Below are 23,489 nucleotides of genomic sequence, written 5' to 3' on the forward strand. Positions count from 1 at the left end.
TCTGCTGTCATGCGAGGTCACGCAGATGCCCAGTGGGAACCGACGGTTCCCGCCCTGGTGCAACGGTTGGCGGCCACCGGCCGTCCGCGGCTCCAGAGTGCTTTCGCCGCGGCCGGTCTGGACGGGATTCGCCCCGCGCAAGCGGTGGCCCTGGTGCCGCTGGCCACCGGTGGCTTACACGCCTCCGATCTGGCCGACCGGCTCGGGGTGAGCCGGCAGGCGGTGGCACAGGCCATCACGGCGCTGGAGCGGAACGGGTACGTCACTCGGGCACCGAATCCCGATGACGCGCGCACCAGAATCATCGAACTCACCCCGCGTGGTCGCCAGACGCTCCGTGTCATGCGTTCTACCGCACTGGAATTGGAGGGCCACTGGGAGCAGCTGCTCGGCCAGCGCCGACTCGGCGAACTGCGCACGACGTTGCGGATGCTGCTGGCCGCGTGCGATCCGGACGACCGCTGAGACGGATCGCCGGCTGCTGAACCGTCAGCAGCCGAGCGGACAGCAGCGCCGCCAGCATGACCGCGACGCAGACCAGACCGTCGTCTTTGAGTCCCCACTTCACCGCGGCCAGCAGTGCCGCCCCGGCCGCACACAGCAGCATCCCGACGGCGGCGCCGCGCCGGACCGACGTGATGACCGGGGCGCCATCCCACCCGGGCAGCGGATTGCTCTCCAGCGGGCGAAGCGCCACGAACAGCACCGCCACCACACCGACCATGATGAAGAGCTGCTCAACAGTGACCGTGAAGAAGTCCGGCCGGCCCGGGTAGCGCGGGTGTCCGAAGCTGTCGAAGAGCACGTGCACGGCCAGCAGTGCGGGCATGTGCCACAGGTATAGGGTCATCGCCCCGGAGTTGCCGATCGCCGTGAACCACCAGACCCGCGGTCTGCGCGCCCACCGGTTGATCGCCGGTGCCGCCGCGATCGCCAACGTGCTCAACACGATTGCATGCCCGGCCAGAAGCAACGACGGGGGGCTCATGTTAGGCAGGCGCATGCCTTCGATGCCGACCAGGCTCAGCTCGTAGGGCCCCCAGGTCAGCAGCGCTACGTTGACCGCCAGCATCGCCGCGGCCGTGGCCAGCGTCGTCCGTCCGGTAAGCAGTCCCCGGCGGTAGGCCACACCGAACATGGCGGGAATCAGCCAGACCGCCATATTGAGGTAGCCGAGGGGCGCCGCTGCCGCCCAGTGCAGTCGGGCGGCGTCGATAACCGCGGCCAGGGCGTAGACCCCGGCGGCCCCGGCTGCCAGACGGGCCGGTGTGGTGATCCGGGACAGCAGGGGTATCGCCGCCAACACCATTACGTAAACCCCGAGGAACCAGAGCAATTGGATGCTAATCCCGGCGACGGGCTCGTAAACGTGTTGCGGCAGAACGGGATGGAGTGCCATCAGGGTCACTGCCCAGAACGCGAAGTAGTAGAAGACCGGTCGGAACAGCCGGGTGCAGCGCTTCATCAACCAGGATCCCCAGTTGCTGCCGGGCTGCCAGGATGCCACGCACGCCGCGGCGCCGGCAAAGAAGAACAGCGGCATGATCTGGAAAATCCAGGTCAGCGCCTGAAACACCACTGACGTGGTGAGCAGGTTGTCCCACATCAGCACACCACTGCGGATGATGCTGATGGCCATGACGGTATGGCCGATCACCACGCCGACCAGGGCGGTGATGCGGATGACGTCGATGGCGCGATCACGGTCGGAAGGGGTGCGCGCGTCCAATTCAGTGGGGCTGGGAAAGCCCATCAGAGTGGTCATCCAAGCAGCCTTGCCGCTCGGCGGGGGACGGCGCGTGCGTAGTTCTACCCGTCTCGGCGGGTAGGTCTACGGGCCGAGACCATCGGCGCCCTGCAGTCCGGCCCGGCCCAGGAACTCACCGCCGCTACCACCGGCTCCGCCGTGCGCGGGATCCAAACCCGCACCGCCGGCGCCACCGGCGCCTCCATCGCCGAGGAATTGGGCGCTGCCGCCGCTGCCGCCGGCTCCGCCTGACCCGTTGACGAGAGAAGCCTCCCCGCCCTGACCGCCCCGTCCGCCGTTGCCCAGCTGCCCGCCGTCACCGCCATCGCCACCGGTCCCACCCCGCAGGGCGGTGGGGGAACCGTACCCGTCACCGCCGGCGCCACCGCATCCGAAGTACTGCCCGCCGTTGCCGCCGTTGCCGCCGTCACCGCCACCCGCCGGTCCGAAGGCGCCCGCGCCACCGGCGCCGCCGTTGCCGAACCATCCGGCATTACCGCCCTGGCCGCCCCAGCCGCCGGTCATGTTCGCCCCGCCCAGCCCGCCTTGTCCACCCGTCCCGCCGTTGCCGAACAGCCATCCGCCGGAGCCGCCGTTGCCGCCGGGAGGCGCGATCTTGTTGATCGGGGTGCTGGCCCCGCCCTGGCCGCCATTGCCTCCGTTGCCGACGAATCCGGCGGAGCCGCCGCGTCCGCCGAACTGGCCGGGCCCACCGGATCCGCCGTTGCCGCCGTTACCTAATAACAGCCCCCCGGGACCGCCGGCCTGGCCGGTCCCGGGCGCCCCGTCGGCTCCATTTCCGATCAGTGGACGGCCGGTGGCCGCTTGAACGGGTGCGTTCACTGCGTCGAGCAGGGTTTGCGGCGCGCGCTGCAGCAAAGCGCCGATATTGCTGGCCTCAGCGGCGGCATAGCCGCTGCTGGCGGTGCGGAGGGCTTGCACGAACTGCTCGTGGAAGATCGCGATCTGAGCGCTGGCCAGCCGATAGGCGTTGGCGTTCTGGCCGAATGCGGCCGCCACGGCGGCCGACACCTCATCGGCACCGGCTGCCAGGATTCGCGTCGCCGGGCCGGCCGCATTGGCAGCGTCCAGTGCCGCGCCGACGTCGGCCACATTCGTTGCCGCGGTGGCCAGCAGCTCCGGCACTGCAGTGACATAAGACAATTGAGGGCCTCCGGACAGGACAAGCGACGGCGTCCGGCCTTACATCGGCGCGGCGTGCTGGGTCAGGGTGAAGAAGAGATAGGCGAGGCAGAACAGGAAGTTCAGGGCCACCAGGATCAGACCCGCGCAGACGGCCGCGTGCCGGCAGCGGCGCTGCACATGTGTCGTTCTGGCGGCCTTCTGCTCCCGCATGTAGTGGGTGGCGATCAGGGCGAAGTTGACGTCGGTCAACTCCCTGTCCGCTACCGGGGTGCCGGTGACCAACTGCTGCAGGCGCGTCGCCGGGATGTGCACACCGACGTGCGCGAACCGACGGCTGAGCCGCCGCGCCTGTCTGCGGCCGAGATGCTGCCCTCGCATCTGAAGCTGATGCGAGAGTCTCCGTCGTTCGTCGCCCCAAGGGTTCGACGGGGTCGTCACAAGCGGGAAGTCTATGTCCTACGTCACACTCTGGGGGACATAACGAATTCATTTCTTCGACGGATGTCGCCGCGCCTGGTTACCGCAACTGTTCGGTGGGTACCGCGTAGCGCTCCTGATATGCGCGTACCCGCTCCCGGACTTCGCCGGCGTCCAGGCCGGTGTCCGACCAGGTGTAGCGACCGCGCCCGCCATCGCCGGGATGAGCTCTGAGAAAGTCGCGCATCAGCTGCTCGGTGTCCGGACGCAGTTCGCGGCCCAGCTTCCGGTAGATGCCGCCGATCGTCGTCCACGGATCGCGGATGAAATCGGCATAGTGGATGTCGATCACCTGGCCGGCGGGAACGGCACCGCTGTCGCGCAGCGCCATCTCGCGTTCGAGTCCGACGGCGATCTCCTCGTAAGACTGGGCCGCGCACTCGGCGACATTCGATTCGTCGGTGGCCATTCGTCGCAGGTGGTGTGCCAGTGCCGCGATCGAGGAGATGACGTTGAGTGGGTCTCGGTGCGTCTGCACGATCAGCGCATCCGGGTACTCGGTGAGCAGCGCGTCGAGCTGCCACAAGTGCGCCGGCGACTTCAGCAGCCATTGCCCGGGCACGCCAGACTGTAAGTGTTGCAGGAAGATTCGATGAAACCGATAGGCGCCGGCGTGGTCGGCCTGGTAGAGCAACCACCGGTAGTAAGTCGGGAGCCGATACTGCACCGAGAAGATCATGCTGGTGAATTCGCTGGCGGTGATGCGGACACATTCCTGCCCCACCAGCGCACCCATCGGATGAAAAGCCATGAACCCCGGAATGATCTGCTCGGACAGCTCGATGCTGGCCTGCGCGGCCGCGATTCGCGGATCGTCGTGATAGGTCTCGGGTTGTGGCACCGGACAGGGGGCGTCGACCTCCCAGGTCAATGGCGCACGTAAGTCGGGATCCTGGGCGAGCAGGTCGTAGAGGATGGTGGTCCCGGTGCGCGGCTGGCCGACGATAACGATCGGCGCGGCGATCCCGCCGGCGGCGACCTCCGGATGGTGCTTGCGCCAGGCGATCACGTCGAGCCGGTTCTTCAGGGCGCGCATCAGATCGAGGTAGGCGACCTCGACGCCGATGGGCGACAGCCGCGCCTCGTTGACGAGCCCGTCGGCGACTAGTTCGAGCCCGTGTTGCCAGCCGTCAGCGCCGAAGTCGTCATGGCCGGTTTCCGCGCACGCAGTGGCGACCAGCCGTTCCGGGGCGAATCGTTCATGCAGGGTCACGGCTGGTCTCCCCGCGTGCGCACCGACACCGAGACCTCCGGTGGTGACGGATTGTCGAGCCACCGCAGGACGACGAAGCCGCGATGCCGGCCGCCGGTGTCCAGCCAGTGCCCGAATCCGAAGTCCTGCGCCGAGATCGCGATGCGTACCCGTCCGTCGGCGTCGGGCTGGACGCCGCGGTTGGTCACCGAGCTGTGCCGGCGACACGGCTCGAAGCATTCGTGCCAGATGCTCTCCAACGTGACGTTCCAGTACCTGGTGTCCGGCGGGTTGATCTCCAAGACGAGGGTCTGCTCGGGTTGCAGCCGGAAGGTGCCGATCAGGTAGAGGTTGTCCGGGGTGGTGTCGGCCGAACCGAGGTCTGCGGCCGCGGCGGTCACCAGCGTATTGGGGTGATCGAGCAGTTCCGGCTTGATCGTGCGGTGTAGCGTGACCAGCTTCATCAGCGTCCATGCCATCGCGGTGAACTGATCGGCGAGTTCGTCTTCGCTCAGGGCGGCCACCGGGTCCGGGTCGAGGGCTTCGATCTGCAGGGTGGCCAGTTCCTCGGCGGCGCGGTCGCCGATGTATTCCCGAACGACCAGGGATGACGCGTCCTCGGGGATCTCCAACCAGTGGGCGCCAGCGGTGTTCGACGGCTTGTCGGCGGACAGGATGATCGCGAATTGGCTTGAGCCCAAGTCGGTGTCGCTGAGATACCCGGCCATGCGCCGCGGGGTCAGTCCGGTGCCGGCGAGAATCTGGAAACCGAGATAGGCGCTGGTGCCCCTGCGGCCGGTGACGCGGTAGCGGCGGTCGCCCCGGATCATCGCAAGGTAGTAATTGCCGTCGGGGTTGGGGCCACCGATCATCCGGTTGGGTGTGGACATGTCGAAGAACGACGGCTGCGTGGTATCGGCCTCCACGGACAGCTGCAAGCACAACGAGGACACCCGCGCGATCACCCGCAAACCCTCTAGCAGCTCACACTCGGATTCGGCGTCCTCGGTGACGACATTGGTCGCGTTGATCAGCATCTGCTGGAAGAACTGCCACGCTGCGAGCGCCTCCGGCGCGTCGACTCGAGTCATAGTCTCATAATTAGACTATGTCTCAGATGTTGGCCAGCACTTCGCGTGAATCGCTTTCGTCGCGGCGGCGGGAAGCGACGCGGCAACGCATCGCGGCAGCGGCGGCACAGTTGGTGGCTGAGGTGGGACTCGCGGGGGCCACGGTGGAACGGATCGCGGACGCGGCCGACATCGGCCGAGCGACCTTTTTCCGCTACTTCAACTCCAAGGAAGACGCTGTCGCCGAAGGGGTGAACGTCCACTGGCTGCGGCGGATCACGAATGCGCTGGCCAACCAGCCGCCGGGCCTGTCGGCCATCGAGGCCGTCATAGGCGCATTCGGTGACCTGGCCGACGGATTCTCGGAGATCGAGCACCAGGTGCGCGAGCTGGCCACGCTCACCCGATCGTCGGAAACGCTGGACGCCTGGACCCTGCACATCTACGTGAGGTACGAGGCCGCGATTGCCGAGTTGGTCGCTCCACGACTTCCTGGCCTTGCTGAGCGGGACCCGCGCCCGCGTCTGATCGGCGCGCTGGCGATGGCGACCGTGCGGCTCGCGCTGGACGATTGGCTGGTCGACGGCGGCTCATTACCCGACCGGGTGCGTCACGGTCTGAGCGCGATCACGATCGACTGAGGGACTCGACGATCAGGCGTGTCGTGTGTTCGGCGCGCTGGGGCGAATACCCCTGTGCGTCAGAGAGAATCGGATAGACGATGCCGCCCAGGATGGCGTCTGCGGCCGACTCGGCGGTGGCTGCGTCGATGTCGTCGGCCAGCAGGCGCGTCCGCACGCTGTCGTGCAGCGGTCTGCTGAATCCCGCGCGGAGTTTGACGGCGGTGTCCTCGTGCTCCATCCCGGCTGCGGTCAGAATCCGCAACATCGCCGATCCGCGGTCGCTGGTCAGGGTGGTGGCGAGCTTGCCCACCCACTCCACCAGGTCGGCGGCCAGGTCGTCGGTGTGATTCATCGATGCGAGGATCCGGTCGGCGTCTTCGAGCATGACGTCGGCGACGAGTGCGGGACGGCTGCGCCACCACCGGTAGATGGTCTGTTTCCCGACGCCCGCTCTCGCGGCGACGGCTTCTATGGTCAGGCCGTCGAAGCCGCGTTCCAGCAGCAGCTCGCGGGTGGCGGCCACAATCGCCGTGCGCGACTTCTCGCTGCGGCGCCGAGGCGCGAGATCGGCGGGCATCTTGGAGGATCCTGACTCGCCTTTACAGAACATGACAAGGCAACGTAATCTTCGACAAGACGAGACGGTTCGTCTTGTAAGGGGAGAGGATAGCAGTCTGTGCGGCCGAAGCCGAGCCCTTCTACTCCGGACGTGACCCCCGCCGGGACGGCATCGTGACCCTCGGGCTGACCGCGGAGCAGCAGGAGCTCAGCGCGGCCGTCGGGCAGTTCGCGGCCCGTCATGCACCGATCGCCGCGACTCGGGAGAACTTCGAGGCACTTGCCGCGGGGAAGCTTCCGCAGTGGTGGGAAGCTCTGGTCGGCAATGGTTTTCATGCGGTCCATCTGCCCGAAGAATTGGGCGGCCAGGGCGGCGGTCTCATGGACAGCGCCTGCGTCCTGGAGGCCGCGGGCAAGGCGTTACTACCCGGCCCCCTGTTGCCCACGGTGACCACGGGTGCCGTCGCCTTGCTGGCGGAACCGACGCCGTCGGCGCAGTCGTTGCTGCGCCAACTCGCCGCCGGTGCACCGGCCGCGGTCGTCCTGCCCGGCAACGGCGAATTCCTCGCGCGGCCCCACGGCCAGGGCTGGGTGGTCTCCGGGGCATCCGATGTCACCGCGGGCGTCTGCGGGGCGCAGATCATCCTGCTGGCAGCGGGCACGCCGGACGACGACATCGTGTGGGTACTGATCGATCCGGAAAACGGCTCGGCTGCAACGGAAAACGAGGACGGCACCGACATCGTCACAGACATCGGACGGTTACGGCTGAAGGATTATGGTGCCGCCGACGTTCTCACCGGGATCGAGCCGGACCGCGCGGAATGCGTGGCCGCGGCACTGGTGGCCAGCACGACCGCCGGCATCACCCAGTGGTGCGTCGAGGCGGTCACCGCACATCTGCGCATCCGCGAACAGTTCGGCAAGGTGATCGGCACCTTCCAGGCGTTACAGCACAGCGCGGCGATGTTGTTGATCAACAGCGAATTGGCAACGGCGGCAGCATGGGACGCCGTGCGGGCCGCCGAGGAGCTGCTCGACCAGCATCGGATGGCCGCGGCCGGCGCCGCGGTGATCGCGATATCGCCCGCCCCGGATCTGGTCCTGGATGCCCTGACCATGTTCGGGGCCATCGGGTTCACCTGGGAACACGACGTTCACCTGTACTGGCGGCGCGCCATCAGCCTGGCGGCGTCGATCGGACCGGCGAATCGGTGGGCACGCCGGCTGGGGCGGCTCACCTGTCTTCAGCAGCGCGACATGTCGGTGAACCTCGGCGACGCCGATGCGGAATTCCGTGCGCAGGTGGCGCGGACCTTGGACGCCGCAATGGAATTGAGCAACGACCGGCCCGGACGGCAAGGCGATTACGAGGACTTCAAGACCGGTCCGCAGCGCACTCTGATCGCCGGGGCGGGCCTGATTGCACCGCACTGGCCGCAGCCGTGGGGGCTCGACGCCGACCCGCTGCGCCAACTGATCATCGACGACGAGTTCGCCAAGCGGCCGGAGTTGGTCCGGCCCTCGCTTGGTATCGCCGAGTGGATCCTGCCATCGGTGATGAAGGCTGCGCCGAAAAACCTGCAGGACAAGCTAATACCTCCGACTCAGCGTGGTGAGCTCGCGTGGTGCCAGCTGTTCAGCGAGCCCGGCGCCGGCTCCGACCTTGCGGCGCTCGCCACCCGCGCCACCAAGGTCGACGGCGGCTGGACCATCAACGGCCACAAGATCTGGACGTCCGTGGCGCACCGGGCGGACTTCGGTGCGCTGCTGGCCCGCACGGATCCGGCGGCCAGTAAGCACCGCGGCATCGGCTACTTCATCCTGGACATGCGATCTGCGGGGATCGAGATCCAGCCGATCAAAACCGCAACGGGTGAGGCCCATTTCAACGAGGTCTTTCTCACCGACGTCTTCATACCGGACGACATGCTGCTCGGCGACCCGGTGGGTGGCTGGGGTCTGGCGATTGCCACTATGGCCGAAGAACGTTCGGCCATCAGTGGCTACGTCAAGTTCGACCGGGCCGCCGCGCTGCGGCGCCTTGCGTCCGAACCGGGGCCGGACCGTGAAGACGCCATACGCGCGCTCGGTGAGCTCGACGCCTACACCAATGCCATCAAGGCGCTGGGCGTGCGGGAGACCATCCGACTGCTGGACGGTCAGCCGTCGGGACCCGCGTCGAGCATCGCCAAGGTCGCGATGAACGTGTTGCTGCGCCGGACTTTTGAGGCGACGTTGCAACTGACCGGCCGGCTGGCGATGGTCGCCGAATCCGATCCCGCGATCGTGGAGCCGTATCTGCACCTGCCGGCCGAATTGATCGGTGGCGGAACGCGGGAGATTCAACTCAATATCATCGCCCAGATGATCCTCGGCCTACCACGAAAATAAGGATGCTAGATGGGATTACGCGGAGAGGCCGCCATCGTCGGCTACGTCGAGCTCCCTCCTGAGCGGCTCAGCAAGGCGTCACCCGCTCCGTTCGTTCTTGAGCAATGGGCCGAACTGGCGGCGGCCGCACTCGACGATGCGGGGCTGTCGGGCGAGGTCGTCAACGGCATCGCGACCTCGCACCTGGCCGAGTCGCAGATCTTCGTACCCTCGACAATCGCCGAATACCTGCGTATCCCGGCTCGATTCGCCGAATTGGTGGACCTCGGCGGAGCAAGCGCCGCCGCGATGGTGTGGCGCGCCGCCGCGGCGATCGAACTTGGTATCTGTGACGCCGTGCTGTGTGCACTGCCGGCGCGCTACATCACCCCGTCATCCAAGAAGAAGCCCAGGCCGCTGGTGGACGCCATGTTCTTCGGCTCCTCGAGCAACCAGTACGGCTCTCCGCAAGCAGAATTCGAGATTCCCTACGGCAATCTCGGCCAGAACGGGCCCTATGGCCAGGTTGCCCAGCGCTACGCCGCCGTTTACGGCTACGACGAGCGCGCGATGGCCAAGATCGTCGTCGACCAGAGGGCCAACGCCAATCACACCGAGGGTGCGATCTGGAAAGACAAACCGCTGACCGTTGACGACGTGTTGGCTAGCCCGGTGATCGCGGATCCGTTGCACATGCTGGAGATCGTGATGCCGTGCGTCGGCGGTGCGGCGGTGGTGGTCGCCAATGCCTACCTGGCCAGACGCGCCAAGCACCGGCCGGTGTGGATCAAGGGGTTCGGTGAGAACGTGCCCTTCAAAACTCCTACCTATGCCGAAGACCTGTTGAACACGCCCATGGCCGCCGCCGCCGAGACCGCCTTCGCGATGACCGACCTGACCCGCGACCAGATGGACATGATCTCCATTTACGACTGCTACACCATCACCGTCATGCTCTCGCTCGAGGATGCCGGTTTCTGCGACAAGGGAACGGGTTTGAAGTTCATAGCGGAACACGATCTGACGTTCCGCGGCGACTTTCCGCTGAACACCGCCGGGGGTCAACTCGGCTTTGGGCAGGCCGGTCTGGCGGGCGGCATGCATCACGTGTGCGATGCCACGCGCCAGATCATGGGCCGCGCCGGAGCGGCACAGGTGGCCGACTGCAACCGTGCCTTCGTGTCCGGCAACGGCGGGATCCTATCCGAGCAGACGGCACTCGTGCTGCAGGGAGACTGATATGAATTTCGATCGGCCGATGCCCGTCAAGACGCCGACCACGGCACCGTTCTGGGATGCGTTGGCCCAGCACCGCATCGTCGTCCAGTACTCGCCGTCGACGCAGAGCTATGTTTTCTATCCGCGGGTGCGGGCGCCGCGCACACTGGCCGACGACCTGGAATGGCGGGAGATCTCCGGCATGGGGACGCTGTATTCTTACACCGTCGCACGCCGGCCGGTCAGCCCGCACTTCGCCGACGCGGTCCCGCAACTGCTGGGGATTGTCGAATGGGATGAGGGGCCAAGGTTTTCCACCGAAATGGTGAATGTGGAGCCCGAGGCGCTGCGGGTCGGCATGCGGGTGCGGCCGGTGTTCTGCGACTACCCCGAACACGACGTCACCATGCTGCGCTACGAGCCCGCCTAAAGGATGGCGAGCAGACGCAAAAGCCCGTAAATTCGCGGGAATTTACGGGCTTTTGCGTCTGCTCGCGCGGGAATTACATCTGTGCCCAGACGATTTTGGTCTGCAGATAGGTCTCCAGGCCGGCCTTGCCGGACTCGTAACCCCAGCCGGACTGCTTGTAACCGCCGAACGGCATCGAGTGGTCGAACTGCATCTGGCAGTTCAGTCCCACCGTTCCGGCCTTGAGCCGCTTGGCGATTCGGTGTGCACGGCCGAGGTCTCGGGTCCACGCGGTGGCCGCCAGGCCGTAGGTGGTGTCGTTGGCCAGCGCGACGGCCTCGTCCTCGTCGTCAAAGGGGATCACCGCGACCACCGGCCCGAAGATCTCTTCCTGGAACAGCCGGCTGGTGGTGGCAACGTTGGTCAGGACGGTCGGACGAACGAAATAGCCTTTGCGGTCGACTCTTTCGCCGCCGGTGACGACCTCGACGCCATCAGAGCGGCCCTGGTCGAGGTAGCCCAGCACGCGCGTGAGTTGCTTCTGGCTGATCAGCGGGCCGATCAGGCTTCCTTCGTCCCTGGGACCGCCCTGCGGCAGCCCATCGGCCACCTTCGCCAGGCTGTCCACGAACTGGTCGAAGATACCGCGCTGCACGAAGATTCGCGATCCGCACACGCAAGCCTGGCCCGAGTGGATGAAGGTGCCGAATGCCGCCATCGGGACAGCCTTGGACAGGTCGGCGTCATCGAAGACCACGACCGGCGACTTGCCGCCGAGCTCCAAAGTGACTTTCTTCAAGTTGCTTTCGCCGGCCGCGTGCACGATGGCCCGGCCGACCTCGGTGGAGCCGGTGAAGGCGACCTTTTCCACGTCGGGGTGCGCGGTGATCGCCGCCCCCGCGGTGTGCCCGTTGCCCAGCACCAGGTTGGCGACGCCTTCCGGCACCCCAGCCTCGTGCAGAATGTTGTCCAGCACCAGCGCCGAAAGCGGCGTCTCCTCAGCGGGTTTGACGACGCTGCTGCAGCCGGCCGCCAGGGCCGGAGCGAGCTTGCAACAGAAGTTGAAGACAGGCCCGTTCCACGGGAAGATCAGGCCCACAACGCCGTAGGGCTCTTTGAGGGTGTAGGCGTGCTGGTGGGAGTCGATGCCGGTGAGGCCGCCGGTGTGCACGTCGGCCGCGATGCCCTCGATCTTGGTGCACCAGCCCGCGTAGTAACGGAAGAACTCCGAACCCACCGTCACGGTGCCTTGGGCCTGCAGCGGCGTCATGCCGGCGTTGAGCGATTCCAGCTCGGCGAGCAATTCGGCGTTCTGGTCGATCAACTCGCCGACCCGCCACAGGATCTTGGCCCGCTCGCTGGGCGGTTTGTCCCGCCAGACCCCCGACTCGAAGGATGCCCGCGCGCGCGAGACGGCGTCGTCGACGGCTTCCGGGCCGCAGTCTTTGAACTCGGTGACCTGCTCTTCGGTGGCGGGGTCGACCACCGTGATCACCTCGCCGGTGCCCGGGCGCTCCCGGATCTCGTCCAAAACGGCCTGGACCGTCATCGGTACTCCTCCTTGAGTATCGGACTCGTCATGGCCGAGGTTATGCGCTTAACCACGCGATGTCCAGACCTGAAGTAGTCGATCGGCTACCTTCGGTTAGGTCGACGCCCGCACCACGACGCGCGCAATGTCGGTGATGTCCGGAGAAGGCGGGGCCGGGTACCCCAACCGTTCGTAGATGGCCGCGATCGCGGCGTCGGCGAACGCGCGCGGATCGAACTGGACCGAGGTCAACGGCGGGGTGCTCACCTCCCCCATCGGGCTGGCGTCGACGCCGATCACCGCGAGGTCTTGCGGGCACTGCAGGCCCGCCCGATGAATTCCGTACAGGACCAGGCAGGCGATGTCGTCGCTCTGCGCGCACACCGCGGTCACGCCGTCGCGCACCCAACCGGCTGCCACCTCGGCGGCGTTGTCGATGGTGATGGTGGCGATGCGCACCGTCGGCAGGCCACGCGATTGTGCTGCGCGCGAGACGCCTTCGAGCCAGTAGCCACCCAGCGCGCGCCATCTGGGTGTCCCGCCGTAGGCATAGGCGAGCTGGCGGTGGCCCCGCGAGACGAGGTGGGCCACCCGCATTTCGCCCACCGCCAAGTGCGGGTCGCCCAGGGCTGGCAGGCTGCCGATGTCGATGTGCGGAATGCCGGCAGTCTTGACCGCGGTGGCCGCCGCCTCGCTGAGCGGGAACAGGCTGGCCACCGCGACCGGATCAAGATTCTCGATGGCGTCGACGACGTGATGGTCGTCCTCGGTCTCGAAGATCTGAACCTGCAGCAGGCCGAGTCGCGCCAGTTCCGTCGTCATCCGGCTGCCGGCCTGCATCGGCATGTCACCGACCGCCACGTGCGGGACGACGTAAAGCACGACGCCGCCCTTGCCACGGGCCAGATTGCGCGCGGCGATGTTGGGGCGGTAACCGAGCAATTTCGCGGCGCGGTTCACCGCGTCGCGGGTCTGCGGCGAGATGCGCCGGCCTTGAGCGTTGTTGAGCACGTAGCTGACCGTGGCCGTCGAGACCTCTGCCAGCCGGGCGACATCAGCGGTGGTGGGACGCGCACCCCGGACCGAGCTCAACTCGTCACCGACCGGCATGCCTCATGGTGGCACGCGTGTCAACGGCCGGCGGGGGCAGTGACCTTCTCGTGGCTGGTCGGCCCTTACTCGAAGCGTGGGATACCCGGCGCCTAGAGGTGGCGGCTCAGCGCGGAGCCGGCTTTCCAACTCGGCGGGCGCCGCACGCGCGCGACACATGCTGGGATGCGTCGCGGCCATTCCGTAGTGCCGTGACTTCAGGCACGCCGATGTGGAAGCATCCGTGGCCCTGACCCGCCCCGCACGCTCACGCGGTGTGACACGCAGTCGGCAGCTTCCAAGAGTCGGAGAAGTCACCGGAGGTCCGTTCAGGGTGAGTGCCGGCCCATCCGAACGGGATTCACGGGATTCGCCGCGCCTATGCACCGTAGATGCCCAAATATGCTCCACCGCAAGTGACTAAGAGCTCGCACAAGATCTCGGCGTCAAGCGGATGATCCGGGCAGCGGGAACGATCCTGGACCTGCAGGACGCCGGGACCGATCTCAACCACTGGGGGTACTCCTAGCCGTTGGGCTTCGTTCGGAGCTGGAATGGGTTTGTCATTTCGACATGCAGAATGAGTGCAAGAACCGCACCGATATCGGAGCAGGCGTCGATGATGTTGAGGACAGCGAGATGACACAGGTGCCGCGTGAGTGGGTGGGCAGTATCGACCTGGTGGATGTGGCAGCCGTTTACGAGTTGCAGGGTCATGAGCGTCCGCCTTATCCGTTCATGCCAGCGGATCAGGGTATGCCGAGTAGGGCATCGGTAGCTGATCGTTTCAGTGACGGCGATCTGCGCGTCTTCCGGAAATGGGTCACCAGCTACCGAGATGCCGACATATGGCTGGAGTGCCGCGTGCTCCACAGCAGCGACGACATCCCCGATACTCGGGTACTCGCCCATCGCGCGGACCAATTGGGATTTCTTGCATTGCAACGGCCCCGCGAGGGCGTCGTCGATGTGTACCAGTTGTCGCCTTACGACCTGGGACCGGCCGTCGCCAGCTCAATTGAGCCAACCGGACCAGGATCGCGAGCACGTATCGTTATTCCCAAGTACGAGAATTACTTTGCTGAACTCGCGACTGACGACGACGAAGACGACGATGAGGTGTCCGTCCTGCTTGCGGTCCGCTCCGATCGTGGGGCTGCGGTGCGGGTGCCGAATTCGCACGTAGCGTCGTTGGCAACGATCCAATCGCGCTGCCGGCCGGCAAGGTCGTGGGGGGGTCGACTGGGATAGGAAGTTCCTTGTGTGGGTGCACATTACGGATGATGGCGATTACATCTACGAACCGGATTTCGGTTACGCCGAGCCTGCGACGGAGCGCACATTGTCCGAGCGGATAGATCAGTTGATCGCGCGGGATGTCTTGGTTCTGCGGCGGCTTCGGGCAGCGGAGTGAGTCATGCGGAACTTCCCGGCGGCCAGCCCGGGCTCGGTGGCAGCGTCGGCGGCGGTGTGGGTCGCGGCTTGTCGTCGCGTGGCCAGTCGGCGGGTGTACCCGGTGCCCATTTGTGGCACTTCGGGTACCACTCGCGGGCGGTGGCTTCGTCCATCTGCTCACTGTCGGGCGCGGCCACCCAGGTGCCGAAAACGTTGTCGACTGGGGCGCGTGCTGGGCCTTTCTGGTCCTTGCTCGGCGTGCGTTGCTGCGTAGGTTGCAGGGAAGGGTCCGGGCCAAAGGTCAGCTGGTCGGCGGAGGCGCGTGGTTCGGGGCCCAGCCCGCTGTACTGGCCGCCGACCTGGGTTGCAATCAGGGAGCGGTTGTCGCAGTAGACGATGCGGTAACGGTCACCGTCGCGGCGGATATCGATGATTTCGTAGATGACGGTGCCGAGCAGGGGTCGGCTGTCCGCGGCGACTCCGCCGACCCAGTCGGGGTTGGTCGCGTTGTTGAAAGCATGCCCGAAGCCGGGGAATCCCCCAGCCGCGATCGCGTCCACGCCGTGGCCGCGGGTGAAGGCCGCCCGCTGTTGCGATTCGATGAAAGCGCGCACAAAGGTGGCTTCTGGCGACATCAGATCAACGATGCCATTGTCAATCCACTGCACCGTGAACTGAACGGGGGATTCAGCTGCTGTTGACGTCATCGGCGATTTTGTAGGCGCAGGCTTCTCGCCACCGCATCCGGCGGCAGTGATCACCGCGGCGAGCACCGCCAGAGCCCGTCGAACAGAGATCAGCATTCGCTACCACTTAGTGTGCTGGGTGCCATCATTGTCAACTGCGTCATCAAAGGCCGGTTTGTTGAAAACGTCTGGCGTAACGAGTCAGTGAGTCATGCGGAGCTTCCGGGCGGCCAGCCCGGGCTCGGTGGCAGCGTCGGCGGCGGTGTCGGACGGGGTTTGTTGTCGCGTGGCCAGTCGGCGGGTGTGCCCGGTGCCCATTTGTGGCACTTCGGGTACCACTCGCGGGCGGTGGCGTCGTCCATATACTCGCTACCCGGCGTGGCCACCCAGGTGCCGAACACATTGTCGACAGGGACCCGTGCCGGGCCTTTCTGATCCTTGCGCGGGACCCGCTGTTGCTCGGGTGGGAGAGCTGGGTCTGGTCCAAAGGTCAGCTGCCCAGCGGAGGCGGACGGCTCTGATCCCAGCCCACTATATTGGTCGCCCACTTTGATGGCGGTCAGCGACTCATAGTCGCAATACACAACGTGGTAACGGTCGCCTTCGCGGCGGATGTCGATGACTTCATAAACGACGGTGCCGAAGTGGGGTTTGCCGTCGGCTGCGGCTCCGCCCACCCGATCGGGGTCGATCACGTTATTGAAGGCGCGGGCGAAGCCGGGAAATCCGCCGGCCTCGATCGCGCTCATCCCACGGCCATGTGTGAGTATTGCCCGTTGTTCGGATTCGACGAACGCGCGCAGAAAGGTTGCTTCCGGCGACATGAGATCGAGGACGCCGCTGTCGACCCACTGGACGGTGAACTGGATGCGGGATTCTGCCGCTGCTGACGTCGTTGTTGATGGCGATCGGGTGGGCGCGGTGGTCTGATGGCCACATCCAGCGATCGCGAATATCGAAAGCAACCACACCGAGGCCCGCCCCACGCTCATCAGGTTTGCTACCATTTCGTATGTTGGGTTCCGTCATTGTTGATTGCGTCGTCAAAGGCCGGTTTGTTGAATATCTCTGGAGTGACGACGGCGTTAAAGTCGTGCACAAACTTTTTGTCATCCGCGTTAATCGCTTCGTAATCCAGAGTGGGTCCGTTTTCGGTGTGGATCACATACGGCACGATCGCCGGATTATCTGCAATCGCAGGATTGCGCTGGATCAGCCCTTCCAGTATTGCGGTGTTTTCACGGACAGTGCTGGTGCCCATCCCGCGCGACTCCACATAGTCGTGCAAGAAGTTATCCCCCGCGATGTTCACCGTGTTCGGCATCGGCCCCCCGTCGGGCCTCATCCAGGGCGCGAGGGCATTTTCCAGCGCCGCAGGTACCTTAACTTCAGGAATCAACCCGGCTAGGCCACTCAACGAGCCCTGATCCCTTGCCCACGCGTCGACGGCGGCTCCCCGGTCGTGGTACTGCTGTTCGACTTGCTGAACGTGGTACTGCGCGTCGACTGCCTTCGCGTCGTCGATACCCACGTGCATCGCGCCTTGCATTCGTCCGCTGATCTCCAATTCACGGTGATGATTGTCGCTGTCGATGCCGGCGATATCCAGAAAACGCTGCTGCTGCATCGCGGCATCGTTGATGATCATCCCTGAGTTGTGGTTCTGGTCGAGCACCGAGAACAGGTTGGCCATCTGCTGCTGATTCTCGAATTGATGAACGTCGGGCATATTAAATAATTCGGGGGCCGCTGAGTTACCAGCCAAGGCGCTTAAGTACGGTCCGAGGCCGACGCTGAGCGCTTCTGCCAGCCCGGGGTTGGTCGAGCCGAATGTCGTCGCGCTGCCCGGCAAGTCATTGAAATCGGCCTTGTAGTCACTCACGAAGTGGGCAACCGCATCTGCGGTGCGCGCGTTGATCGGATTATGCGGGTCGTTGCCCATCCAGTCGAAGGCGCTGCCGACCTTCGCCGACTGATCGCCCCACGTCTCTTCCAGCAGGCCACGCAGGAAATAGTCGTTGGATCGAACGCCGCGCCCGGCGGCATCGAAACCTATCAAGTCCTGGTTCGTGGCCAATTCGCTCATCCCGACGTGGTCGTGTCCGGCCACCTGGACGATGTCAGCCAATGCGACGTGCGGATCGGGTGCGTTCGGGCCGGGGCCGGACGCGCCAAGCACACCGGATATGCCGCCGCCGGGAGAATTCTGATGAGGATAATCGGTCAGGCGTATTCGGTTGTCGATATCGGCGTTGGCGTATTGGCTGGCCGCCGCGAGCATCGACTTGGCCCCTTCACTGCCGTTCAGGTACGCCTCCCCGCCGCGCGCCGGCCGGAAGATCTCCGAAATATCGTGCAGTTCAGCAAGACCGCGATAATACTTCTCGGGAGTTTGAACGATGGCCCCGGCGGGGCCGTATCGGTCACCTATCCCGCGGTCTTGGCGGGTTAGCTCTTGAACGATGCCCTTGGGCAGGTTTGCCAGGCTTCCTGCGGCCGGAATGAAGCTGTCGCGCGTTGCATCTGTGACGCCTTGGCTGTTCGCGACTCCGGACAATGCGTTCTTGTTGGAGATGATCGCCAGACCGTGCTGCAGCGCCTCGCGGGTGTCGGTAGGCAAGCCGTCCAGCAGCGCTTTGATCTCCGCGGGACTTTTCCCGTTCAGCGACTGCGACAGCTGGTAGAGGTATGCCATCCGGCCCGCGCCGACCGGGACCGGTTCGCCCCGGGCGAGAGCGTCCAACTGTGCCTGTGTCAGTGTCCCGGCCGCAAGGAGCCTCTGCCGCTCTTCGGGCGAGAGCGGGTGACTGTCGGCGAGGTCGGCGCCGTCGTCGCGGCCTTCCTCGGCGTTGAGCGCCGCGGCGCCCAACGCGCTGAAATTGGCGGATAACGCCTTCCTGTCGTTGTCGATCTGCCTGGCAACCGCCAAGTCCGCATTCCACCACTGCTGGGCGGCCTGCCTGATCGCCATTTCGTAGTTGTCGCGCGCCTGGGTCCGTTTGGGGTCGGGCGCGTCGTCGTCGTGCTTCTTGGTGTCGGTGACCGAAAGGTCGTCGTTGACTCCGAACCCGTTGGCTTCCGCTTCGGCGATGAGCCGGCGTGCCTCGTTGAGGTTCTTGATGACCGGACCGTTGATGCCGTTGGCCGCCGCATCGCCCATCGCGTCGATCGCTTGCCGCACGTGTTCGATTGCCGCATAGTCTCTTTGGGCCATTGCCACCGCGGCGTCGCGGGTTTGACCCGACCACGGCTGACCGCCGGGCAGTGTGACTGCATTGCGATAGGTGGCCGCGTGGTCAACCATCTCCTTGGCCGAGCGTTTCCACGCATCCACAGCGTCGAGCACGGCCCGCGGATTGGCGGATTCGATCTGGTGGCGGGTCACCATGGCGGCTGCCGTCGGGTAGCCGTCAACGAGGCGGGGGCGACGGCAGCAGATCACCTGCACTGGTTATCACCGACGCCCGGTCACCGTCGGCTTGGGCGAACCGGGTGCGAGCCACTTCCACCAGATCACCGACCTCGATGAACCGATCCGCCACCACTTGCTGCACGCCCGGAATAGTCTCGTTGCTCACCGACCTGGCTGCCACCAAAGACGGCGAGTCGGCTGCCGGGTCCGGCGCCGCGCCGGCGTGCGGACGTTGTGCGCCCATCCGCAACAACTCACCCAGCGCCCCTAGGGTAGGGCAGCCGGCCCAACGCCTCGAGTTCAAGCTCCAATTCGGTCGACATCGATCGATCCCCTACGTGTGGTCCTGTGAAGCACCCTACAGCGATTGCCGATCAAAAATATGCGGCGAAGCGGTGTGTGAAGACAGCGGTGCGTCGCAGTCACATTATCGGACTAATAGTGCATCGAAACGATGCGTTCCGCTGTCAAGCCGCCGGGCATCTCAGCGATTCCCCTGCAGAAAGGTGCGCCGTGACAAAGGAAACATGGCCTGACATCATGGCCCAGTAGTTACTTGCCGGGGAGCTCGCGAATGAACAAAGACGACCTGATCCTGATCAGCGTTGATGACCACATCGCCGAACCGGCCGACATGTTCGACGCGCACGTCCCGGCCAGGTACAAGCACCGCGCACCCAGGGTGGTGATCGAACCCGACGGTGTCCAGCAGTGGTACTACGGCGACATCCGCGGCCGGAACATGGGTCTGAATGCCGTGGCGGGCAAACCGCGCGAAATGTACAACGTCGATGCCTCCCGCTACGACGAGATGCGTCCGGGCTGCTTTAACGTCGACGAGCGGGTGCGTGACATGAACGCCGGGGGGCAGCTGGCCGGCCTGAACTTCCCGAACTTCACCGGGTTCTCCGGCCAGGTGCTCAACCAGGGCCCCGACCGCGACGTCAACCTGGTAATGATCAAGGCCTACAACGACTGGCACGTCGACGAGTGGTGTGCCGCCTATCCGGGCCGGTTCATCCCGTGCGGCATCCTCCCGCTCTACGACGTCGGCGAAGCGGCCAAAGAAGTCAAACGCCTGGCGGACAAGGGTTGTCACGCGGTGACCTTCTCGGAGAATCCAGAAGCGTTGCAGATGCCGAGCATTCACACCAAGTACTGGTACCCGCTGTTCGAAGCCGCGTGCGAGAACAGGACCGTCCTGTGCACCCACGTCGGCTCCGCGTCCCGTTCGCCCATGGTGTCCATGGACGCGCCGGCCAGCGTGATGATGACCGCCTCGTCGATGATGAGCATGTTCACCTTCACCGAACTCATCTGGGCGCAGTTCTGGGCCGACTTCCCGCAGTTGAAGTTCTCGCTCACCGAAGGCGACATCGGCTGGATGCCGTACTTCCTGTGGCGTGCCGAGCATGTCTACCAACGGCATTCGGGCTGGACGCTGGCGACGTTCCCGCCGGGCTACGCCGGGCCGGTCGATGTGTTCCAGCGGCACTTCTACACCTGTTTCATCAGCGACAAGGTCGGCGTGCGTAACATGGACTGGTTCAACGAGGACATGGTGTGCTGGGAGTCGGACTTCCCGCATTCGGACAGCAACTGGCCGTTCGCACCGGAGGACGTCATCGAGACGATGGGCCACCTCGACGACGCGGTCATCGACAAGATCACCCACGAAAATGCCATGGCCGCCTACTCATTCGATCCGTTCCGGTACATCCCGAAAGAACACGCCCGTGCCGGATACCTCCGTGGCCAAGCCGTTGACGTCGACGTCGTGACACACGTCGGGCATCAGGCCAGCCAGCGTGACCGCGACGCGTGGACCCGGATGACGACCTTCGCCCTGCAAGCCCAGGGCGCGACACCGGTGACCGTGGAAGCGTCCGGCATCGCCGGGCGAGCCACCACGCTGGGCAACTGAACGTGGCACACCAACCACCCTTCGCCGGGTGGCGCGTGCTGGAATTGTCCAACGGAATCGCCGCTGCCTACGCGGGGAAGATGTTCGCCGACGCCGGTGCCGACGTCGTGAAGGTCGAGTCGAGCCAGGGTGATTCACTGCGGTCATGGTCGGCCGGCGGCGGGCCACCGGGCGCGCTGTTCGGTTACCTGGCCGCCGGAAAGAAATCGGTGACAGACGACAACCTGGCCGCGTTGTTGGCCGGGGCCGACGTCGTACTCACCGACCTGACCGACGAATGGACGCTGAACGAACTTGCGGCTCAGAAACATCCGTCGACGGTGCTCGTTGCCGTCACGCCGTTCGGCACCACCGGACCCTATGTCGACGATCAAGTGCTGGCCAACGAGTTCATCCTGCAGGCGCTGTCCGGGTCGATCGCCAGCCGCGGCTGGCCGGGAGACGAACCCGTGCAGGCCGGCGGGCGGCTCGGCGAGTGGCTGGCCGGCACCTTCGCGGCAGCGGTCGCCGCGGCCACCACGCGCCACGCCGCACGCACCGGACATGGTGAGATCATCGACGCCTCGACCTACGAGGCGATGGCCATCGCGATGGGCGGGCTGCCCGCCATGTCGGCCAGCGTGATGGGCCCGGACTCCCAGATGAATTCCCGCAGTTTAGAACTCCCGTCGATTGTGCCCACCGCCGACGGCATGGTCGGTTTCTGCACCATCACCGCACAACAGTTCCAGGATTTCCTGGTGCTCATCGAGCGCGCCGATCTGCTGGACGACGCCGAGCTGGCATCCATCGAGGGGCGCATCGCGCGTCGCGACGAGTTCCTGCGGATGGTCACCCGGTGGACCGAAAATCGCACCACCCAAGAGATCGTCGACCTTGCCGTGGCATTTCGCATTCCGGTGGCACCGATCGGGACGCCCGCCACGCTCCCGACGGTCGATCACTTCGTGCAGCGGGGTGTATTCGTCGAATCCGACTCCGGCGTGCTGCAACCGCGAGTGCCCTACCGCGGCTCAGCCATCACCACCATGCCCCCGAGGCGACCTCCGGAACTCGGCGAGCACAGCGGCAGCATCGACTGGCCGCCCCGTCCGGAAGGCACCGACCGGGCCGATCCGGAGGCACTTCCGTTGTCCGACATCCGAGTTGCCGACTTCACGGCTTTCTGGGCCGGACCATTCGCCACCCAGTTTCTCGGCGCGCTCGGCGCCGACGTCGTCAAGGTGGAGGGCGTGCGGCGGCCCGACGGCATGCGGTTCTCAGCCGGCCGGCCACCGACCTGGGACCAGTGGTGGGAATGGGGCCCGGTCTTCCTGTGCAGCAACAACAACAAACGCGGCATCAGCATCGAACTCGGAACCGACGCCGGGCGTGCGGCGGCGTTGAAGCTCATCGCCGCAAGCGATCTCGTCATCGAGAACTTCTCGCCGCGGGTGATGGAGAACTTCGACCTGCAATGGGATGCCGTGAGCGCCGCGAACCCACACGCTGTCATGGTGCGGATGCCGGCGTTCGGGCTGGACGGTCCGTGGCGCGACCGGGTGGGCTTCGCGCAGACCATGGAGCAGGCGACGGGCATGGCATGGATCACCGGCCACGCCGAGGGTCCGCCGGTGATCCCGCGCGGTGTGTGCGACCCGATCGCGGGTCTACACGCCGCCTTCGCCGCCGTGGCGGCATTGGTGGTCCGCGACCGCGACGATGTCGGTGTGCACGTCGAATCCACGATGGTGGAGGCGGCATTGAATGTGGCCGCCGAAATGCTGGTCGAATACTCGCGCAACGGAATCGAACTGCGCCGTCAGGGAAATCGCGGCCCTGGCGCCAGCCCGCAGGGTGTGTACCGCTGCCTGGGCGACGACGAGTGGGTGGCCGTTGCTGCGATGGACGACGCCGCCCGCGCGGCACTGGCCAGGCTCGTCGAGCACCCCGAGCGGTGCTCGAACGACATCGACAAACTGATCAGCGGCTGGGCCGCGGGCCGCACGGTGCCGGACGCGGTACGCGAACTGCGATCGGCCGGGGTGGCGGCCGCCCCCGTGAGAGCACCGGCCGGCCTGCTCACCGATCCGCACCTGCTTGCCCGTGGCTTCTGGGAACGCGTCGACCATCCGGTTGCGGGCTCGTTCCTGTGCACGGGCATGCCGTTCACCTTTTCCGGCCGGCCGCGGCGCTGGATTCGCCGGGGCGCCCCGCTGTATGGCGAGCACACCCGCGACGTGCTGACCGAATTAGGTTACGGCCGTGCTGATCTCGCCGAGCTGGCCGCGTTGAAGATCACCGCGGCACGGCCGGCGGGCTTGTGACATGGCAGTGACGCTGTGCGTGCCGCCGCGGCCCGGCGAGTTGTGCCAACCGGTCCGGTTCCTGCTGCGCCAGGATTCGGTGGTCATGGAACTGACGGCGCGGCACCGCATCACCGGTGTGGAGTGGGACGAGCGCGAACGCGCGGTGGTGCTGGTAGTGGAGATCACCGACCCGCAAACCGCTCGGCCCGTCGATGTGCGAATCGACATTGTGCAAGGCCCAGGGGTACCGTCCGACAGCCGTGCCCGGCTGATCGGACGGATCGTGCGCCAGGGGACCGAATGTGACTTGATAGGAACCGATCTCGGCGTCGTGGCAGACGAGAACTGAGG

At 65.7% G+C, this 23,489-nt stretch carries 19 protein-coding genes and 2 pseudogenes; 9 read left to right on the forward strand and 12 right to left on the reverse strand.

Annotated features, from left to right (window positions below):
* The first annotated feature begins 9 nt into the window (after positions 1-9).
* Positions 10-465: a MarR family winged helix-turn-helix transcriptional regulator gene (locus JX552_RS01220; RefSeq protein WP_205875725.1), complete on the forward strand. Its 456-nt coding sequence runs from the start codon at positions 10-12 to the stop codon at positions 463-465.
* Here JX552_RS01220 and JX552_RS01225 read toward each other — a convergent pair.
* The 5 genes and pseudogenes from JX552_RS01225 to JX552_RS01245 form a co-directional block, all read right to left on the reverse strand.
* Positions 425-1,765, reverse strand: a pseudogene (locus JX552_RS01225) (acyltransferase family protein); the annotation flags it as partial. The gene JX552_RS01220 and the pseudogene JX552_RS01225 sit on opposite strands and share 41 nt — an antisense overlap.
* Before the next feature lie 117 nt (positions 1,766-1,882).
* A pseudogene (locus JX552_RS33100) lies at positions 1,883-2,911 on the reverse strand (PE family protein); the annotation flags it as partial.
* Positions 2,912-2,950: 39 nt separating this feature from the next.
* Complete coding sequence (locus JX552_RS01235; protein WP_241010841.1) at positions 2,951-3,271, reverse strand: hypothetical protein; 321 nt, start codon at positions 3,269-3,271, stop codon at positions 2,951-2,953.
* A gap of 139 nt (positions 3,272-3,410) precedes the next feature.
* Positions 3,411-4,583, reverse strand: a complete 1,173-nt coding sequence (locus JX552_RS01240) for a sulfotransferase family protein (protein WP_205875729.1) — start codon at positions 4,581-4,583, stop codon at positions 3,411-3,413.
* Positions 4,580-5,653 (reverse strand): DUF1214 domain-containing protein, encoded by a 1,074-nt coding sequence (locus JX552_RS01245; protein ID WP_241010842.1) that lies wholly within the window; start codon positions 5,651-5,653, stop codon positions 4,580-4,582. The genes JX552_RS01240 and JX552_RS01245 overlap by 4 nt, the downstream gene beginning before the upstream one ends.
* Before the next feature lie 26 nt (positions 5,654-5,679).
* On the opposite strand from JX552_RS01245, the gene JX552_RS01250 reads away from it, so the two are divergent.
* The gene (locus JX552_RS01250) at positions 5,680-6,273 is read left to right on the forward strand and encodes a TetR family transcriptional regulator (RefSeq protein WP_431196029.1); all 594 of its coding nucleotides are present in this window, start codon (positions 5,680-5,682) and stop codon (positions 6,271-6,273) included.
* Here the strand turns inward: JX552_RS01250 and JX552_RS01255 are convergent.
* Positions 6,260-6,832 (reverse strand): TetR/AcrR family transcriptional regulator, encoded by a 573-nt coding sequence (locus JX552_RS01255; RefSeq protein ID WP_205875731.1) that lies wholly within the window; start codon positions 6,830-6,832, stop codon positions 6,260-6,262. The two genes, JX552_RS01250 and JX552_RS01255, sit on opposite strands and share 14 nt — an antisense overlap.
* Before the next feature lie 155 nt (positions 6,833-6,987).
* Between JX552_RS01255 and JX552_RS01260 the strand changes: the two genes are divergently transcribed.
* The 3 genes from JX552_RS01260 to JX552_RS01270 are packed head-to-tail and all read left to right on the forward strand — an operon-like array spanning position 6,988 to position 10,834.
* Positions 6,988-9,207 (forward strand): acyl-CoA dehydrogenase family protein, encoded by a 2,220-nt coding sequence (locus JX552_RS01260; protein WP_205875732.1) that lies wholly within the window; start codon positions 6,988-6,990, stop codon positions 9,205-9,207.
* Between the two features lie 9 nt (positions 9,208-9,216).
* A complete protein-coding gene (locus tag JX552_RS01265) occupies positions 9,217-10,425 on the forward strand; it encodes a thiolase family protein (protein WP_205875733.1) in 1,209 nt (402 codons plus the stop codon).
* A gap of 1 nt (position 10,426) precedes the next feature.
* Positions 10,427-10,834 (forward strand): Zn-ribbon domain-containing OB-fold protein, encoded by a 408-nt coding sequence (locus tag JX552_RS01270; protein WP_205875734.1) that lies wholly within the window; start codon positions 10,427-10,429, stop codon positions 10,832-10,834.
* A 73-nt stretch (positions 10,835-10,907) separates the two neighbouring features.
* On the opposite strand, the gene JX552_RS01275 is transcribed toward JX552_RS01270, so the two are convergent.
* Complete coding sequence (locus tag JX552_RS01275; RefSeq protein WP_205875735.1) at positions 10,908-12,362, reverse strand: aldehyde dehydrogenase family protein; 1,455 nt, start codon at positions 12,360-12,362, stop codon at positions 10,908-10,910.
* Between the two features lie 96 nt (positions 12,363-12,458).
* Positions 12,459-13,454: a LacI family DNA-binding transcriptional regulator gene (locus tag JX552_RS01280; protein WP_205875736.1), complete on the reverse strand. Its 996-nt coding sequence runs from the start codon at positions 13,452-13,454 to the stop codon at positions 12,459-12,461.
* A gap of 552 nt (positions 13,455-14,006) precedes the next feature.
* Between JX552_RS01280 and JX552_RS01285 the strand changes: the two genes are divergently transcribed.
* On the forward strand, positions 14,007-14,684 hold the full coding sequence (locus JX552_RS01285) for an ESX secretion-associated protein EspG (protein WP_205875737.1): 678 nt from the start codon (positions 14,007-14,009) through the stop codon (positions 14,682-14,684).
* Positions 14,685-14,848: 164 nt separating this feature from the next.
* Here the strand turns inward: JX552_RS01285 and JX552_RS01290 are convergent, their stop codons facing one another.
* The 4 genes from JX552_RS01290 to JX552_RS01305 all read right to left on the reverse strand — a co-directional run bounded on the left by JX552_RS01290 (position 14,849) and on the right by JX552_RS01305 (position 19,170).
* A complete protein-coding gene (locus tag JX552_RS01290) occupies positions 14,849-15,463 on the reverse strand; it encodes a hypothetical protein (protein ID WP_205875738.1) in 615 nt (204 codons plus the stop codon).
* Between the two features lie 260 nt (positions 15,464-15,723).
* Entirely contained in the window at positions 15,724-16,263 is a 540-nt protein-coding gene (locus JX552_RS01295) for a hypothetical protein (protein ID WP_205875739.1), read from the reverse strand.
* A gap of 251 nt (positions 16,264-16,514) precedes the next feature.
* The gene (locus JX552_RS01300; protein ID WP_205875740.1) at positions 16,515-18,962 is read right to left on the reverse strand and encodes a TPR repeat domain-containing protein; all 2,448 of its coding nucleotides are present in this window, start codon (positions 18,960-18,962) and stop codon (positions 16,515-16,517) included.
* Positions 18,925-19,170, reverse strand: a complete 246-nt coding sequence (locus tag JX552_RS01305) for a hypothetical protein (protein ID WP_205875741.1) — start codon at positions 19,168-19,170, stop codon at positions 18,925-18,927. The genes JX552_RS01300 and JX552_RS01305 overlap by 38 nt, the downstream gene beginning before the upstream one ends.
* A 330-nt stretch (positions 19,171-19,500) precedes the next feature.
* Here JX552_RS01305 and JX552_RS01310 point away from each other — a divergent pair, with 330 nt between their 5' ends.
* From JX552_RS01310 to JX552_RS01320, 3 genes are read left to right on the forward strand one after another with little or no spacing between them, the layout of a single operon-like run.
* Positions 19,501-20,850, forward strand: a complete 1,350-nt coding sequence (locus JX552_RS01310) for an amidohydrolase family protein (protein ID WP_205875742.1) — start codon at positions 19,501-19,503, stop codon at positions 20,848-20,850.
* A 2-nt stretch (positions 20,851-20,852) separates the two neighbouring features.
* On the forward strand, positions 20,853-23,156 hold the full coding sequence (locus JX552_RS01315; protein ID WP_205875743.1) for a CaiB/BaiF CoA-transferase family protein: 2,304 nt from the start codon (positions 20,853-20,855) through the stop codon (positions 23,154-23,156).
* Between the two features lies 1 nt (position 23,157).
* Entirely contained in the window at positions 23,158-23,487 is a 330-nt protein-coding gene (locus JX552_RS01320; RefSeq protein ID WP_205875744.1) for a hypothetical protein, read from the forward strand.
* The last annotated feature ends 2 nt before the right edge of the window (positions 23,488-23,489 follow it).

The sequence above is a fragment of the Mycobacterium gordonae genome, from assembly GCF_017086405.1.
Taxonomy (GTDB): Bacteria; Actinomycetota; Actinomycetes; order Mycobacteriales; family Mycobacteriaceae; genus Mycobacterium; species Mycobacterium gordonae_D.

Excerpts from the sequence above, each read along its gene's own strand:
- JX552_RS01235 (WP_241010841.1), bottom strand. The coding sequence starts at position 3,271 with ATGCGAGGGCAGCATCTCGGCCGCAGACAGGCGCGGCGGCTCAGCCGT.
- JX552_RS01310 (WP_205875742.1), top strand. The coding sequence starts at position 19,501 with ATGAACAAAGACGACCTGATCCTGATCAGCGTTGATGACCACATCGCC.
- JX552_RS01275 (WP_205875735.1), bottom strand. The coding sequence starts at position 12,362 with ATGACGGTCCAGGCCGTTTTGGACGAGATCCGGGAGCGCCCGGGCACC.
- JX552_RS01320 (WP_205875744.1), top strand. The coding sequence starts at position 23,158 with ATGGCAGTGACGCTGTGCGTGCCGCCGCGGCCCGGCGAGTTGTGCCAA.
- JX552_RS01285 (WP_205875737.1), top strand. The coding sequence starts at position 14,007 with ATGCAGAATGAGTGCAAGAACCGCACCGATATCGGAGCAGGCGTCGAT.
- JX552_RS01280 (WP_205875736.1), bottom strand. The coding sequence starts at position 13,454 with ATGCCGGTCGGTGACGAGTTGAGCTCGGTCCGGGGTGCGCGTCCCACC.
- JX552_RS01250 (WP_431196029.1), top strand. The coding sequence starts at position 5,680 with ATGTTGGCCAGCACTTCGCGTGAATCGCTTTCGTCGCGGCGGCGGGAA.
- JX552_RS01265 (WP_205875733.1), top strand. The coding sequence starts at position 9,217 with ATGGGATTACGCGGAGAGGCCGCCATCGTCGGCTACGTCGAGCTCCCT.
- JX552_RS01220 (WP_205875725.1), top strand. The coding sequence starts at position 10 with ATGCGAGGTCACGCAGATGCCCAGTGGGAACCGACGGTTCCCGCCCTG.
- JX552_RS01295 (WP_205875739.1), bottom strand. The coding sequence starts at position 16,263 with ATGAGCGCGATCGAGGCCGGCGGATTTCCCGGCTTCGCCCGCGCCTTC.
- JX552_RS01305 (WP_205875741.1), bottom strand. The coding sequence starts at position 19,170 with ATGGGCGCACAACGTCCGCACGCCGGCGCGGCGCCGGACCCGGCAGCC.
- JX552_RS01270 (WP_205875734.1), top strand. The coding sequence starts at position 10,427 with ATGAATTTCGATCGGCCGATGCCCGTCAAGACGCCGACCACGGCACCG.
- JX552_RS01245 (WP_241010842.1), bottom strand. The coding sequence starts at position 5,653 with ATGACTCGAGTCGACGCGCCGGAGGCGCTCGCAGCGTGGCAGTTCTTC.
- JX552_RS01255 (WP_205875731.1), bottom strand. The coding sequence starts at position 6,832 with ATGCCCGCCGATCTCGCGCCTCGGCGCCGCAGCGAGAAGTCGCGCACG.
- JX552_RS01290 (WP_205875738.1), bottom strand. The coding sequence starts at position 15,463 with ATGTCGCCAGAAGCCACCTTTGTGCGCGCTTTCATCGAATCGCAACAG.